At 39.5% G+C, this 13,957-nt stretch carries 14 protein-coding genes; 8 read left to right on the top strand and 6 right to left on the bottom strand.

Annotated elements, in window-relative coordinates:
• Positions 1-223 precede the first annotated feature (223 nt).
• The 4 genes from IEX94_RS05295 to IEX94_RS05280 all read left to right on the top strand — a co-directional run bounded on the left by IEX94_RS05295 (position 224) and on the right by IEX94_RS05280 (position 4,372).
• Positions 224-781, top strand: a complete 558-nt coding sequence (locus IEX94_RS05295) for a thioredoxin family protein (protein WP_188856326.1) — start codon at positions 224-226, stop codon at positions 779-781.
• Between the two features lie 223 nt (positions 782-1,004).
• Positions 1,005-1,376: a S1 domain-containing post-transcriptional regulator GSP13 gene (gene yugI / locus IEX94_RS05290; RefSeq protein ID WP_188856325.1), complete on the top strand. Its 372-nt coding sequence runs from the start codon at positions 1,005-1,007 to the stop codon at positions 1,374-1,376.
• 173 nt (positions 1,377-1,549) lie between these two features.
• Positions 1,550-2,896 (top strand): glucose-6-phosphate isomerase, encoded by a 1,347-nt coding sequence (locus tag IEX94_RS05285; protein ID WP_188856324.1) that lies wholly within the window; start codon positions 1,550-1,552, stop codon positions 2,894-2,896.
• A 303-nt stretch (positions 2,897-3,199) separates the two neighbouring features.
• The gene (locus tag IEX94_RS05280; protein ID WP_188856323.1) at positions 3,200-4,372 is read left to right on the top strand and encodes a MalY/PatB family protein; all 1,173 of its coding nucleotides are present in this window, start codon (positions 3,200-3,202) and stop codon (positions 4,370-4,372) included.
• Positions 4,373-4,576: 204 nt separating this feature from the next.
• Here IEX94_RS05280 and IEX94_RS05275 read toward each other — a convergent pair whose 3' ends face one another.
• Together IEX94_RS05275 and IEX94_RS05270 are read right to left on the bottom strand one after the other, a co-directional pair.
• Positions 4,577-5,089: a superoxide dismutase family protein gene (locus IEX94_RS05275; RefSeq protein WP_188856322.1), complete on the bottom strand. Its 513-nt coding sequence runs from the start codon at positions 5,087-5,089 to the stop codon at positions 4,577-4,579.
• A 76-nt stretch (positions 5,090-5,165) separates the two neighbouring features.
• Complete coding sequence (locus tag IEX94_RS05270; protein WP_156855585.1) at positions 5,166-5,354, bottom strand: hypothetical protein; 189 nt, start codon at positions 5,352-5,354, stop codon at positions 5,166-5,168.
• Between the two features lie 117 nt (positions 5,355-5,471).
• Between IEX94_RS05270 and kapB the strand changes: the two genes are divergently transcribed.
• Positions 5,472-5,870 (top strand): kinase-associated lipoprotein KapB, encoded by a 399-nt coding sequence (kapB, locus tag IEX94_RS05265; protein WP_188856321.1) that lies wholly within the window; start codon positions 5,472-5,474, stop codon positions 5,868-5,870.
• A gap of 100 nt (positions 5,871-5,970) precedes the next feature.
• On the opposite strand, the gene IEX94_RS05260 is transcribed toward kapB, so the two are convergent.
• A complete protein-coding gene (locus IEX94_RS05260) occupies positions 5,971-6,234 on the bottom strand; it encodes a phosphocarrier protein HPr (RefSeq protein WP_156855587.1) in 264 nt (87 codons plus the stop codon).
• A gap of 204 nt (positions 6,235-6,438) precedes the next feature.
• On the opposite strand from IEX94_RS05260, the gene deoD reads away from it, so the two are divergent.
• The 3 genes from deoD (at position 6,439) to IEX94_RS05245 (ending at position 8,622) form a co-directional block, all read left to right on the top strand.
• The gene (gene deoD, locus IEX94_RS05255; RefSeq protein WP_188856320.1) at positions 6,439-7,140 is read left to right on the top strand and encodes a purine-nucleoside phosphorylase; all 702 of its coding nucleotides are present in this window, start codon (positions 6,439-6,441) and stop codon (positions 7,138-7,140) included.
• A 119-nt stretch (positions 7,141-7,259) separates the two neighbouring features.
• A complete protein-coding gene (locus IEX94_RS05250; RefSeq protein WP_188856319.1) occupies positions 7,260-7,853 on the top strand; it encodes a biotin transporter BioY in 594 nt (197 codons plus the stop codon).
• A gap of 292 nt (positions 7,854-8,145) precedes the next feature.
• Entirely contained in the window at positions 8,146-8,622 is a 477-nt protein-coding gene (locus tag IEX94_RS05245; RefSeq protein WP_156855590.1) for a divergent PAP2 family protein, read from the top strand.
• Positions 8,623-8,669: 47 nt separating this feature from the next.
• On the opposite strand, the gene spsC is transcribed toward IEX94_RS05245, so the two are convergent.
• The 3 genes from spsC to IEX94_RS05230 all read right to left on the bottom strand — a co-directional run bounded on the left by spsC (position 8,670) and on the right by IEX94_RS05230 (position 13,514).
• Complete coding sequence (gene spsC, locus IEX94_RS05240) at positions 8,670-9,347, bottom strand: stationary phase survival protein SpsC (protein WP_229782579.1); 678 nt, start codon at positions 9,345-9,347, stop codon at positions 8,670-8,672.
• Positions 9,348-9,524: 177 nt separating this feature from the next.
• Positions 9,525-12,278 carry a UPF0182 family membrane protein gene (locus IEX94_RS05235; protein ID WP_308425580.1) on the bottom strand — a complete coding sequence of 918 codons (2,754 nt, stop codon included), beginning with the start codon at positions 12,276-12,278 and terminating at the stop codon, positions 9,525-9,527.
• A gap of 186 nt (positions 12,279-12,464) precedes the next feature.
• Entirely contained in the window at positions 12,465-13,514 is a 1,050-nt protein-coding gene (locus IEX94_RS05230) for an FUSC family protein (protein WP_188856318.1), read from the bottom strand.
• Between the last annotated feature and the right edge of the window lie 443 nt (positions 13,515-13,957).

Here is a 13,957-nt window from a genome sequence, read left to right as displayed (position 1 = left end):
GGCTGAGGCCGTGCCCGTGGAAAGCATCCGTCCGCCGGGCAACTGAACGATAATTAGAACGCCAATAAAATGAATGCACAAAACACTTACGCTGAATGAAAGCAAACTGGGAGGGTTGATTCATTTAGTTGTATTCTATTTTAACAAAAGAAGGCAAATTTGTTTACTTAAAGCGTGGATATCGGTAAAATTTAAGCGACTAATCATGAAAGGACGGGTATCGATGACTTTAAATCAATGGTTCGAACAAGCAATGCAAGCGGATGATTATATTGAGAGCATGAAGCAGAACAAGGATGGTCTCCTACATATTTATGATAACTTCAATTTACCTGAAGACGAAGCATTTTTTGAAAAAATTGCCAGTAAGAAATTACGAGCAATCGTCTTAACGGAAGACTGGTGTGGAGATGCCATGCTGAATGTTCCAATCCTATTACGAATATCTGAAAAAGCGAATCTGGAAGTACGGATGTTACTCCGTGATGATAATTTAGAATTAATGGATCAATACTTAACGAATGGAACAGCCCGATCCATTCCAATCTTTATTTTCATTAATGAAGCTGGTGAAGAAGTCGCGAAATGGGGACCTCGGGCTGCAAAACTTCAAGATTTTGTCGACGAATCCCGCGCTGCTCTACCACCAAAAGACGCGCCAGATCATGAGGATAAAGCGAAAGAAATGTATACGTTCATCGGTAAATCCTTCCGTGACAATACCGAGTTTTGGCACGATGTTTATGAAAGCATTAAGCAAGAGTTAGAATCAATCAATTGAACCTCTCACGACCGAAGTCACGAGATGAATTGGTTTATTCATAAACTTTTACCACGTATTAACGGTCTGTAATACACCGGTAAGGATTCCCTACTGAATGAAGTTTCACTTTTTCAGAACAACCCGTACACTCTATGATTTTTGCTAGAATCATATTTTTATGTTAAAATGGATAATTGTGTGAAAAGAATAGAGTTGAATTAAATAATAGGAGTTGTTCGGCATGAATAAAAGTCTAGAAAAAGGTCAAATTGTGGATGGTAAGGTAACAGGAATCCAGCCATATGGTGCCTTTGTCCAGTTGGATGAAGAGACACAAGGGTTGGTTCATATATCAGAAATTACACATGGATTTGTAAATGATATTAATGATCATCTTAAAATTGGCGATGAAGTGAAAGTGAAAATTCTTGAAGTAAATGAAGCGGAAAACAAAGTATCCCTATCCATTCGGGCTACAGAAGAAGCGCCAAAGAAAGAAACTCAAGCAAAAACCTCCACTAACAATCAAACAGTATCAAATGATTCTACTACAGGATTTAACACATTAAAAGACAAGCTACAAGAATGGATAAAACAATCAGAGAATAAGTAATAAACAAAGGCGAAATTGCCCTTGCTGGAAATGTTCCTTTAAGTAATACTTAAAGGAACATTTTTTTATGACAAAACAATGAACATCCGCCACGACGGTCTCTTCTTCTTGATTTCTAAAAGTAAATCCCGTAAAGTTAAACTAATAAATCCGAATAAAAAAGGAGAATACATATGACAAAAGTTACACTAACCTATGATAAAGCACTACCATTCTTCTCTGAAGAAGAACTTCATCATATGCAACCATTTGTCGATAAGGCCCATGAGCTTGTCCATGAGAAAACAGGACAAGGAAGTGACTTCCTCGGTTGGGTCGATTTACCGAAGAACTATGATAAAGAGGAATATGCAAGAATTAAACAGGCAGCGGAGAAAATCCGTGAGCATTCCGATATTTTACTCGTAATTGGAATTGGCGGTTCCTATCTTGGTGCTCGTGCTGCTCTCGAGATGTTGAATCATTCTTTCCAAAACTTACTTTCCAAAGATGATAGAAAAGTACCCCAAATTATTTTTGTTGGGCACCATCTGAGCTCAACCTATACTGCGGAATTATTTGATCTCTTAAAAGACAAAGACTTTTCCATCAACGTAATCTCTAAGAGTGGAACAACAACGGAACCTGCTGTTGCCTTCCGGATTTTCAAGAAATACTTAGAAGAAAAGTATGGAATGGAAGAAGCGAAAAACCGTATCTTTGCAACGACAGATAAAGAAAAAGGTGCGCTTAAAGGTGTAGCAGACGAAGCTGGGTACGAAACTTTCGTCATTCCGGATGATGTTGGCGGCAGATACTCTGTCCTTACCGCCGTTGGACTACTTCCAATCGCAGTTAGCGGCATTAATACAGACGATATGATGAATGGTGCAAAACAAGCGATGGATGATCTTGCAACTCCTGACTTAAAAGAGAATCCGAGCTACCAGTATGCAGCGATCCGTAATATTTTATATAATAAAGGAAAAGTGACGGAGCTTCTCATCAACTATGAGCCAAGCTTGCAATATTTCGCCGAATGGTGGAAACAGCTCTTTGGTGAAAGTGAAGGGAAAGACTTGAAAGGAATTTATCCTTCTTCTGCCAACTTTACAACAGACCTGCATTCTCTTGGACAGTATATCCAAGAAGGAAGAAGAAATATTTTCGAAACGGTTCTTCGCGTTCATGAATCAAGAAAAGAATTAACGCTTGAAGAGGCGGAAAACGATGCAGATGGATTAAACTATCTTGCTGGAAAAACATTACATGAAATCAATGAGAAAGCATTGCAAGGAACAATGCTCGCCCACACAGACGGTGACGTACCTAACTTGATCGTTGAAGTCCCAAGACTTGATGCATATACATTCGGCTATCTCGTTTATTTCTTTGAGAAAGCATGTGCCATCAGCGGTTATCTGCTCGGCGTCAATCCATTCGACCAGCCGGGTGTTGAGGCATACAAAAAGAATATGTTCGCCCTACTCGGGAAACCTGGATTCGAAGATGAAAAAGCTAAATTAGAAGAAAGATTATAAAACGAGACTTCATGGTTATAAGTGTTCCAACTCAGGTCTTTCCCCGGAGAAGTCAGAAAAAATTAGCACTTACGCTGAATGATAATAATCCGCGGGTTAACTTGATTACAGAGGAATATCTAACTGCTTCAAACTGTTAAAGTTGAGTTTTTTAAAAATATTTTAGTTTATGTGTTTATAATTTAATAGGTGGGGTAATACTATTACCGTAAGACTTTCTCGTATTCCCCCTGTAAGCAGAGCGTATATCGCTTTGCTTTTTTTTTGCTATAATTAACTATAACACTGTGAGGAGGTAGTTTGATGGGAAATTTTGATCTAAACATTGACCGGAAAAATACAAAATCCGTAAAATGGGATATGGCAGAAACACTCTTCGGGTCAACTGACGTTATTCCAATGTGGGTTGCTGACATGGACTTTAAAGCGCCTAAAGAAGTAAATGAAGCATTAATGGAACGAGCACGCCATGGAATCTATGGTTATACGCTTGCAGACGATGAATTAAAAGATACAGTTGTTCGTTGGAATAAGGAAAGACACCAATGGAATATTCAGCCAGAATGGTTATCTTTCAGCAATGGGGTCGTTACCTCCCTACATATGGCTATTCAAGCATTTACTAAACCGGAAGACGGAATATTAATTCAGACACCCGTCTATCCACCCTTTTACAATGTTATTAAGGCACATAACCGGACAATTGTTAAAAATCCTCTCGTTTTTGAAGATAATTATTACACAATTGATTTTACTGATTTTGAAGCTAAGCTTAAAGATGTAAAAGCGTTCATCCTCTGTTCACCGCATAATCCGGTTGGAAGGGTTTGGAAGAAAGAAGAACTGGAGGAAATGGCTAAATTATGCGTGAAACATGATGTGCTGATTATTTCTGACGAGATTCATGGTGATCTCACCTATCCCGGATTTAGGCATATTCCAATTGCCTCGCTATCTGAAGATATTGCTAATCAGACGATCACATGCATGGCTCCATCAAAAACCTTTAACGTACCTGGACTAGCCGCGTCTTACTGCGTGACACCCAATCTGGATGTTAGAGGGAAATTAGATGAGGCCTTTAATAAACAGGGTTTCAACAATCAATTAAACACAATGGGGCAAATTGCGATGCAAGCTGCTTATACACACGGCGCTACATGGGTCGATGAATTAACCGCTCTATTAGAAAGCCATTATCAATATGTGAAAGAAAGCTTTGAAAAACATGCTCCAGAACTGAAAGTAGTGAAAACGGAAGGTACATACCTCCTTTGGATTGATTGCAGTGGACTTGGGTTTGATGCAAAAGGTATTCGAGAATTTTTCATAAACGAAGCAAAGGTCGGATTAAATGCAGGCATTGATTACGGAGAAGAAGGTAGTCAATTCATGCGCCTGAACATGGGTTGCCCACGTTCTACACTGGAAGAAGCCGTTAATCGAATAATTAAAGCAGTAGAAAAAAGAAGATAAGATAAAGTGAAACTTCATTCAGTGGGGGTTTCCTTACCTCCGCCACTGAATGTTAGTTGAACAGAATCAGGGATTTACGGACTGTATATCCCCCAGCTTCACATGTTGGGCATCCCTCCTATTTAGAGGTGGGGGTATTACAGACCGTTAATGCGTGAAAAATTAGAAAAAGCGCCTATTCGGGCGCTTTCTTTCTTGACTTAGCTACTTGGGAGTAATTTTTCCGCAAGCAATACGCTCTCCGGAATCTCCACTTGGCTGGGTATACCCGTCGTCCGGACCGTCATGGAGAACTAAAGAAGTTCCCTCTTCCCGAATCAACGAGTTTTTTCCATCTAATAGCGTCGCGTCCAGCAACTTGAGCTCCTCATCGATCTTACCATCTCCATTTGCCTCGACATTCGGGAGATCACCAAGGTGGGGGCCTTTTGGGTTCATTAATCCATGCTCTTTATCTTCCGGGTTATAATGATTCCCAGCACTTGTAAAGTCTGGTGGTTCGCATTTTGCATATTCATGTACGTGAATCCCGTGCCATCCAGGACTCACCCCTTCTAATTTGAGTTTAATACTTACTCCTTCAGGGTCTTCGGTCAAAGTTGCGGTTCCAAGCTTATCGCCATCCACATTCAACATTGCCACTTCTTTCAACGTTTCATCAGCATTAGACGTGCAGGCAGCTAAGAAAATTAAAAACAAATAAAAAATCCAACGCATATCGCTTCTCCTTTAGGTTACTAGTTGTAGTATCCCAAAAAATGCAAAGTTTTAAACGTTGGATTGTAGCAGCTAATTATTCTTTCAACTCTTTTTCTACTTCCTCTATCCGTTCTTTATAATCTTCTTCAAACCTCTCTTCTTCCTTCTTCGAGCGTCGCACCATAAAGTACACCGCAACAAATGCTAGTCCGATAAAAAGAAATAGAGTGAGTATCGGAATGATCAATTCGGATTTATCACTTGGAAAATAGAAGAAATCCATCTTTCATCACATCCTCATTTATTAGTATAGCAAAATTAACTTTTAATAGACAACAGGGGGTAATTATTCGCAAAAAGTTCACGAATTTGGCACAATAATTAAAGGGAGGTTGTAAAAATGGGTAAAGTGAAGATTGGGGAAATTGCAAAAGCGCATTATAGGTCAGGAACGTATATCGGCGAAGTGAAGGAAGATCGAGGTGACATGTACCTCATTGAAGTACTCGCTGTCCATAAGCATCCACTTCAAGGCGATCTACATAATATGTATGAGACGAAAGATGTCTTTTTTCATGAGCGGAAAGCACTTGCCTTTCGTGAGAAGATGAATGTTAAAAAGCCAGCTGTCCATCCATTTAATGGCGAGGTACCGGAATATGCTGCGTCGTTGGAACAAGCAATTGCAACATACCGGAATAAGCTGAATGAAGAAGACAGTGCATACAACCGACTGGCCTTACAGACGCTCGAGCGTCTTGAACAAGAAGTATACTTCAAAATCATAAAAGGAAGCTAGAGACATTCTCCTGCTTCCTTTTTCTTTCCTTAGGAAATTTTAAAATAAAGATGCTGTGGATTACTAAAATTAATAGAAATGTCCACGTTTCGCTCCTTACTTACTCTCCTAAATGTTCTTTAATAACTGAAGTAATACCTTCAATTGCTTCTTCTGCATCATTACCATCAGCAGATATTTCTACTTCTGCACCGCGTGGGATACCAAGGGACATAACGCCCATGATTGATTTCAAGTTTACTTTTTTATCCTTATACGTAATTTGAATATCTGAACTGTACTGTCCCGCCTTGTTCACTAATAATGTAGCTGGACGTGCATGTACTCCTGATTCAGCGGTTATTGTAAAGTTTTTTGTTTCCATATTTATCGCTTCCCTTCCATCAATTTACCATAACTATTGTTACAATATAACCCTCATACCCATTATAAACAATTCCTCTCCACTTTTAAACTAATAACCAGTGAAACGGCTATCATTTTTTATAAAAATGTTTGTTATTTGTCATTTGTCATTCATCTTTGAGTGTGATACCTTTAATTTAAGATAGTTTAAGGAGGCATATTCATGAGTGTACATATCGGTGCAGAAAAAGGCGAAATAGCGGAAACAATATTACTTCCAGGAGATCCACTGCGTGCAAAATACATTGCCGAGACTTTTTTAGAAGATGTTAAGCTTTATAATGAAGTTCGTGGCATGTACGGTTACACTGGGAAATATAAAGGTAAAGATATTTCTGTTCAAGGTACTGGGATGGGTGTTCCATCCATTTCCATCTATGTCAATGAATTGATAAGTGAATATGATGTGAAGAATTTAATTCGGGTTGGAAGCTGTGGAGCACTACAGGAAGATGTGCAAGTTAGAGATGTCATCCTTGCCCAAGGCGCAACAACCGATTCCCAGGTTAATAAGCTTATCTTTGGAGACATTTTCTATGCTCCTCTTGCAGATTTCGATCTATTAAAAAGTGCTTATGATGCCGCGTCGGATAAGAATTTGCCGGTACGAGTCGGGAATGTATTTACAAGTGACAGCTTCTATCGCGAGAATGCCAAGTCCGTACATGAATTACTTGCAGCCTATAAAGTACTTGCGGTGGAAATGGAGACGACAGCTTTATACACGCTCGCAGCGAAATTTAACAGACACGCCCTATCCATTCTTACCGTTTCCGATCATATTCTAACTGGTGAAGAAACAACTGCTGAAGAACGTCAAACAACGTTCAATGAAATGATTGAAATTGCACTAGAAACTGCATAATTAAATCGATAAAGAGCATCTCAAACTTCTGGGATGCTCTTTCACATTGTCACCCTAGTTGGATTGGAGTTGACAAAGTTTTAATTTCCTCGTACTATCGTAACAAAGGGGGAATTTTCATGAGCAGAATTAGATCAATTGATTTAACATTTGGGGCAATGTTCGTTTGTTTAATGGCGATAGGGGCAAATATTACGGTTTGGTTTCCGTTTCTAGCGATACCAATTGGCGGAGCGAGTGTACCTCTTTCTTTACAAACATTTTTTGCAATTTTGGCAGGATTTATGCTCGGTAAACGGCTTGGTGCTTTTGCTATTATTACATATATTCTAGTCGGAGCGAGCGGGGTGCCGATTTTCGCCGGATTACAAGGTGGACCTTTTGCTTTAATAAGTCCAACAGGTGGCTTTATTATTTCTTTTGTATTTATCGCCTATGCTTCCGGCTGGATTAGCGAGAAGTTTCATAAAGAATCGATGATTGGTTATTCTTTAGGTGCTCTCGCCGGTCTCATTTTGAATTATGTCATTGGAGTATCTTACATGTATCTCGCGATGAATACGTGGCTTAATCTTGAGATTTCCTTTCTGATCGCTTGGGCCGGAATGGTTCCCTTTTTAATTAAGGATACGATCCTTTCCCTTGTCGCTGCTTTCTTTATGGTTCAGCTTGCCAAGCGTGTACCTTCAAGCTGGATTAAAGCAAGAGCCTGAGCCTTCACATCTAAAAAAATCAAGACAGTTTAACTGAACTACTGATTACTTTTATTCAGCGTAAGTGCCACTAAGCCCATGCAGTCCGCAGTTCAGACACATTCACTTTTCTCGGACAACTAAATGGCGATTAGAAAGCCGAAAGTAGGGTATGCAAAAACTCTTGCGCCAGTGTTTCAAACTGCGAAAGTTGGGTTAATTACTTCCTTCTGTATTGCTTTGTTTACGATGTTATACCGTTATGGTAAACTTGAATGAACGTTGGCAACAATCAGGAAGGAAGAAATAGGCAATGGAAATCTTTTCAAATTTTCCGTTATGGGCTGCTTTAATTGCAATTGTCTTTGCGCAATTTATAAAAATACCGATTAAATTAATTGTTGCAAGAGAGCTCTCTTTCCGAATCGCATTCAGTACAGGTGGAATGCCGAGCAGTCATTCGGCAGCAGTAACATCGCTTACGACCGCGGTAGGTATTGTCGAAGGAGTTACCTCAACCATTTTTGCAGTCGCTTGTGTATTTAGTGTGATTACGATGTATGACGCATCTGGCATTCGGCGTCATGCAGGAAAACATGCAGTCGTACTCAATCGGTTGATGAACGACTTACAAACTATTTTTGAAGATGTCAGGGACTGGAATAAGAAAGAGGATAAAGAAAGACGAGAAGATTTAAAAGAATTATTAGGACACGAACCGATTGAAGTTTTCTTCGGCGCAATAACAGGAATTATCGTTGCGTTTGTTGTCCATCCTTGGTTTATTTAAAAAAATCCAGAAAGGAAATTTAATTCCTCTCTGGATTTTTTTATTTATTATTCTCCTGTAAATTCTGAGCGAAATACCTGGAGAGCTTCATCTTCATTAAGTTCTGCGAGGGCTTCTTCCGTTAACTCGCCGTTCCCCATTTCAATCACATAAACGTCAAGTTTTTGTTTCCCCCACTCCTTAAATACATCATCGACTGTATCATAATACAAATCGATTTTATTTCCTTGGATTGCACTACCTTTATCCGCTACCACACCATATCCATAGGACGGGATAAAGAGAATCGTACCGATTGGAAATACATCTAAGTCTGCTGCAATCGTTGAATATAAATCCCTTTTTACCGTAACCCCTGAAAAGGTGATTCCGTATTCTGGATGCGTTTCGGTTTTTCCAGTTGATTCATAACCTGCCGTATAGCCTGTCGCAACGACCTGGACCGTAGGATATGCTTCCAAATCGATTGCATCTTCTAATGATTGTGGTGCTTCAATACTGTCACTTGAAATATACGTAACTGGTGCTTGTCTATGTTGTAATTCTTTTTCTGATAGGGCTGTTTCTCTCTGTCCGATTTGTTCCTGTATCATTTCCCCATTTTCGTGTTGGGTGTTCGCTGCCTTTGTATGGACATCTTCTTCCGTCACCAACATCGATACAACCACTAGGAAGATAGCAATATATAAGCTGACAATTCCTAGCTTTTTGTAAGAAATATTCATCTTTACACCTCTCTGGTACTGCTATTTGATAGTTTATTTTTAACAACTACCTTTACACCAGACTAGGATGTCCAGATTTTTGATCAATATACATTATTATTTTAAAATTTAAAATCAATAAAGAAAAGACGGGCAGGAATTACCTGCGCCGTCTTAGATTGAACAACACATATTATTTTATTCCATCGTAGCGAGTATTTCTTCAATCTCAGCCATAATTCTTCCAGCCTCTTCCCAATCTCCACTAGATAATGCTTCTTGGTAATCATCAAATAATGTAGAGAATTGTTCAAGAATCATTTCTGCTCCCTCAAGCGGGATAGATGGCATTGAGTCCTCATCCTCTGGAAGTTCTTCAGAGTCACCGTCATCTGTTGCTGGAGGTGTTCCTGCATCTGGATCCATTAATTCAAAGAGCGATTCCATTGCACGTTCCAGAGTCGTCTCCATGACAATATGATCCTCATAAGCGACGATGATTTGTTTAACTTCCGGCAGAGATGTTTCATTGGACGATTCGATATAAATCGGTTCAACATACATAATCGTGTCCTCTATCGGTATCGCAATCAAGTTTCCGCGAATAACTTCCGAACCACCTTGAGACCATAAGTTCAGCTGTTGAGAAATCGTACTGTCCTGATTAATTCGGTTCTCAATTTGCTGCGGTCCATAAATATTTCGCTGTTTCGGGAAGGTGTAGACGAATAATTCACCGTAATGCTCCCCATCATTCCGAACTCCCATCCAGGCGATCATATTCTGCCTATTTCTAGGAGTGTATGGAACCATAAGAATGAATTCTTCCTCTTCATATTCCGGTAATTTCATCGTAATATAATACGGTTCAATGACAACATCAGAGTCGAAATAATTCTCTGTAGCGAATTGCCAGAAGTCTTCACGGTTATAAAACACTTCTAAGTTCGACATATGGTATGTACCATACATTTCCGACTGTACTTTAAATAATGTTTCCGGGTAACGGAAGTGACGCTGAACATCTTCTGGAATCTCTTCTGTGAAAAGATCAGGGAAAATCGTCTGATATGTCTTCACGAGCGGCTCATCTGGTTCAACAATATAAAAATCAACTTCCCCGGTATATGCATCAACAACAACCTTGACCGAGTTACGGATGTAGTTACTGTCTCCGCTAAATTGTTCGGAGTAAGGATAGTTCTCAGCGATTAAATAGACATCCATCATCCACGCTAAGCTTCCATCATCTCTAATAAAGATATATGGGTCAGAATCATATTCAAAGAATGGAGCAATCTTTTGAACACGGTCCATAATATTACGGGTCTTCAGTAGTCTACTTTCCGAATCCAATTGATCGGATACCAAGAAGCGGAAGGACCCTTGATCAATGGCAAATAATAATCGATTGAGACCGGTCAACTGAATCCCAGCTTCTTCTTCATAACGGGTGGAAACATTCTCGTCTCCGGATGGATAATCGAATTCATCCACTTTCGTATTAACGATCACGTCGTTATACTCTTCTTCCCCGAAATAAATTTGTGGACGAGTTACATCAATCGTTCCTTCAACAGGAATATTTCTCTGTAAATATTGTGGCTGACCTTGGGACGTAATTTCATTAACATGACTCATCGCAATTCCGTAACCGTGTGTATAACGGAGATTTCTGTTCACCCATGTTTGGGCTTGTTCTGGTAAATCTTCCGTACTCAATTCACGGGCTCCAATAAACACTTGCTGATAATCACCATCAATTTCATACCGGTCAATATCAATATCATTAAAACGATAATAGGTCCGGAACGTTTGGATTTGATTATAGATATCTAAAAGTGGCCGCGAGTCATTAATTCGGATGTTGTCAATGGTAAGTGAATTCCTCTCTACCATCGCCTCATCAAGTGAATAATTTCCCGGGTGCTCTTCTTCCTTTATCTCATCTAAATCATAAGCTGCTCGAGTAAATTCCAAGTTACGTTCCAAATACGGTGATTCTCTTTGGAATTCATTTGGTGAAACGACGAAGCTCTGCACAATCATCGATGCACCCTGCCCCACAATCAATACGACGACATAAGCAGCGATTGGTATAATTGCTGATTTAATTCTGCCACGGTATAAGGAAATAATTGTCCATACTGCCGCAATTATTGCAACTCCCGCTAGAATATATGCTTTCGGTATGTTAATAAGTTCATCGGTATAGCTTAAACCATATACGACACTCGTCTGGAATATATTCACCTGGTTTGATAGTAAGGTGTGGTATGGCTGCAGAAAATGAATCGCTGCCACCATCAATCCTACAAGTCCGATTGTAACTCCTATATGGAGCTGGGCCCGTTTACTTAAGCGGTACATATGGAATACAGAATAAGCCCCAATCACAGTTAGAAGAGCTAAGATCGCCAATGTTAAGATTAAATAGACGATAAACTCCAAGAATGGTAAGACGAACATATAGAAAGAAATGTCCATATTAAAATGCGGGTCGGTTATTCCAAATTTTTCATGCTGTAAAAATTTTAGCAGCGGTTCCCATCCAAGTCCTTGGACGACAGAACTTCCTAAAATTCCAACAAAGAGAGACGTACCGACGATAATTAAGCGGCTTAATTTTTTCTCCGCAAGAAATGGCGGTAACTGGCTTTCATGGAAATGATTGATGTAAGAACTGCGAATCCACTGCAATGTAAGGAAAGACGCAATAAAGAAGAGGACGAATCCTACTCCAATCAGTGTCATTTTACTTCCCAGAATAGTGGTAAATACGCTACCGAATCCTAAGTTATCAAGCCATATATAGTCGGTAATCCAATTAAATGTAAGTAAAAATAGAAGTCCTACCACTAACAAGATTCCAAATATCCAGCCGAAAAACTTCCCCATTTTCTTCATTTTTGCCATTTGTTCCGGCGTTAATGTACGTGGTTGTTTATCCAATGTAACCCTCCCTCTCTTATTTATCTTTATCATTACTAATGATAACAGAAAGTAAGCTAAGGCGCTCTTTACAGCTCTTGATAAGTACTTTCTGCTCCCCTGTTTATACGAATTTGAAGAGCAAAATGTTTCATTTTTCATAAAGAAAAAACCTAGTTCAGAAACCAGGTGGCAGCAGTCTCTAAACTAGGCATCTATTGGTTGATTTTCTTTTTTACGGACGAACTTTTCAAGTTTATCAAGTTCAGCAAATAATTCGATAAGACTGTTTGCTACTGGGAAGACGTATGTCCATTTGTCAAAACCAGAACCTTGCAGCTCTTCAATCAAATTATTGATTGTCAGCCGCATCGCATTTTTCGTTTCCCGTTGCAGGTCACGATCAAGGACAATTTTATTTTGATATAGTAAAAAGATGTTCTCGCTGTAGTTTGTTATCTCATTGATTAATTTTTTAATAACATGACTTTTCCCACTGCTCATCGCTTCAATTTCTTCTATATTTTTCTCCAGTTGGGTAATGAGTGTATATTGTTTCTCCAAAACACGAATCATATGTTTATAGATGACAATACTCCGCAGAAAATGAATCTTGTTCCGGATAAATAGGCGGCTGCGTTCCTCGACAAGGATATCAAAATAGTCCTTGATTTTCGTTATCTTTTTTTCAATTTCCCTGTCTTCCGTTTTAAGGGTTGGAACACTCATCGTTTTATTTGGTATCACGCGTAGTAAAAATAGTGTCTGATCAACCGCATCTTGAATCCGGTTAAAGAGTAACTTTTGGTGATTAGGTGGGAAGACAAGTGCATTTACAATAAATGCAGATACGACCCCAATCACAACAAGGGATACCCGGTTAATAATAAAGGGGACATTTATTCCTTCAGCACTTTGCAGCATGATCGTGATAATCGTTAACACGGTTAAACTGACGGTCTTATTTAAGCCCAGGCGAACGTTAATCGCAATAGATATGATAACTACCGCTCCAACTGATAGAGGGTGGTTACCAAGCAGAAAGATCCCGATTAAAGAAAAGATAACAGCTACGGAGTTCGCGATTACTACTTCTTTAAAGTACGTGAAGGATCGCATGATGGATGGTTGCATTGCTAAGACTGCAGCAATAGCCGCTACTAATTCGAGTTCTAATTGTAGCATACTTGTAATAACAAGGGTTAATGTTACTGCGATACCAGTCTTCAACATTCGCGGGCCTATATTAAATTCCATTTCTACACCTCTATATTCATTGCAATTATAATTGCATCGACATACACCATCTTATTATAATTTCTTCCTACCACTTCCGCAACTACATTTATTGCTAAACTGTAAAAGAAGCTTAGGATTCAGAATCTGCTGCCTTTAAACTATATGCCTAGAAGAGCTTGCTCATCACTTTCATCCAGCGTAAGTGTGTGCAACTACCATCTGGAGGTCCGCAGTCCAGACACCTCTCGCTTTCCGCAGGCGGCTGGTGAGCCTCCTCGTACGCTTTGCGTACTGCGGGGTCTCACCTATGCCTTTCGACGCACAGGAAGTTCTAATGCCGGCGTTGGTCACAGGACGTGACCGTTCTTAGACGGCCTCCTGCAGGAGTCTCGAGGTATCTGGACTGCTCCGAGGGAAAGCCTAACTTGGTACACTATTTTTCATTTAGAAATAAATAGCTT

The sequence above is a fragment of the Oceanobacillus indicireducens genome, from assembly GCF_014647195.1.
Classification (GTDB): domain Bacteria; phylum Bacillota; class Bacilli; order Bacillales; family Amphibacillaceae; genus Oceanobacillus; species Oceanobacillus indicireducens.
Note: the sequence above shows the minus strand (reverse complement) of the source record. Positions and strands in the feature narration are given on the sequence as shown.

Coding starts and splice junctions, on each gene's coding strand:
- IEX94_RS05260 (WP_156855587.1), bottom strand. CDS start 6,234: ATGGAAACAAAAAACTTTACAATAACCGCTGAATCAGGAGTACATGCA.
- IEX94_RS05275 (WP_188856322.1), bottom strand. CDS start 5,089: ATGCGTTGGATTTTTTATTTGTTTTTAATTTTCTTAGCTGCCTGCACG.
- IEX94_RS05245 (WP_156855590.1), top strand. CDS start 8,146: ATGGAAATCTTTTCAAATTTTCCGTTATGGGCTGCTTTAATTGCAATT.
- IEX94_RS05285 (WP_188856324.1), top strand. CDS start 1,550: ATGACAAAAGTTACACTAACCTATGATAAAGCACTACCATTCTTCTCT.
- IEX94_RS05250 (WP_188856319.1), top strand. CDS start 7,260: ATGAGCAGAATTAGATCAATTGATTTAACATTTGGGGCAATGTTCGTT.
- yugI (WP_188856325.1), top strand. CDS start 1,005: ATGAATAAAAGTCTAGAAAAAGGTCAAATTGTGGATGGTAAGGTAACA.
- deoD (WP_188856320.1), top strand. CDS start 6,439: ATGAGTGTACATATCGGTGCAGAAAAAGGCGAAATAGCGGAAACAATA.
- IEX94_RS05270 (WP_156855585.1), bottom strand. CDS start 5,354: ATGGATTTCTTCTATTTTCCAAGTGATAAATCCGAATTGATCATTCCG.
- IEX94_RS05295 (WP_188856326.1), top strand. CDS start 224: ATGACTTTAAATCAATGGTTCGAACAAGCAATGCAAGCGGATGATTAT.
- kapB (WP_188856321.1), top strand. CDS start 5,472: ATGGGTAAAGTGAAGATTGGGGAAATTGCAAAAGCGCATTATAGGTCA.
- IEX94_RS05280 (WP_188856323.1), top strand. CDS start 3,200: ATGGGAAATTTTGATCTAAACATTGACCGGAAAAATACAAAATCCGTA.
- IEX94_RS05230 (WP_188856318.1), bottom strand. CDS start 13,514: ATGGAATTTAATATAGGCCCGCGAATGTTGAAGACTGGTATCGCAGTA.
- spsC (WP_229782579.1), bottom strand. CDS start 9,347: ATGAATATTTCTTACAAAAAGCTAGGAATTGTCAGCTTATATATTGCT.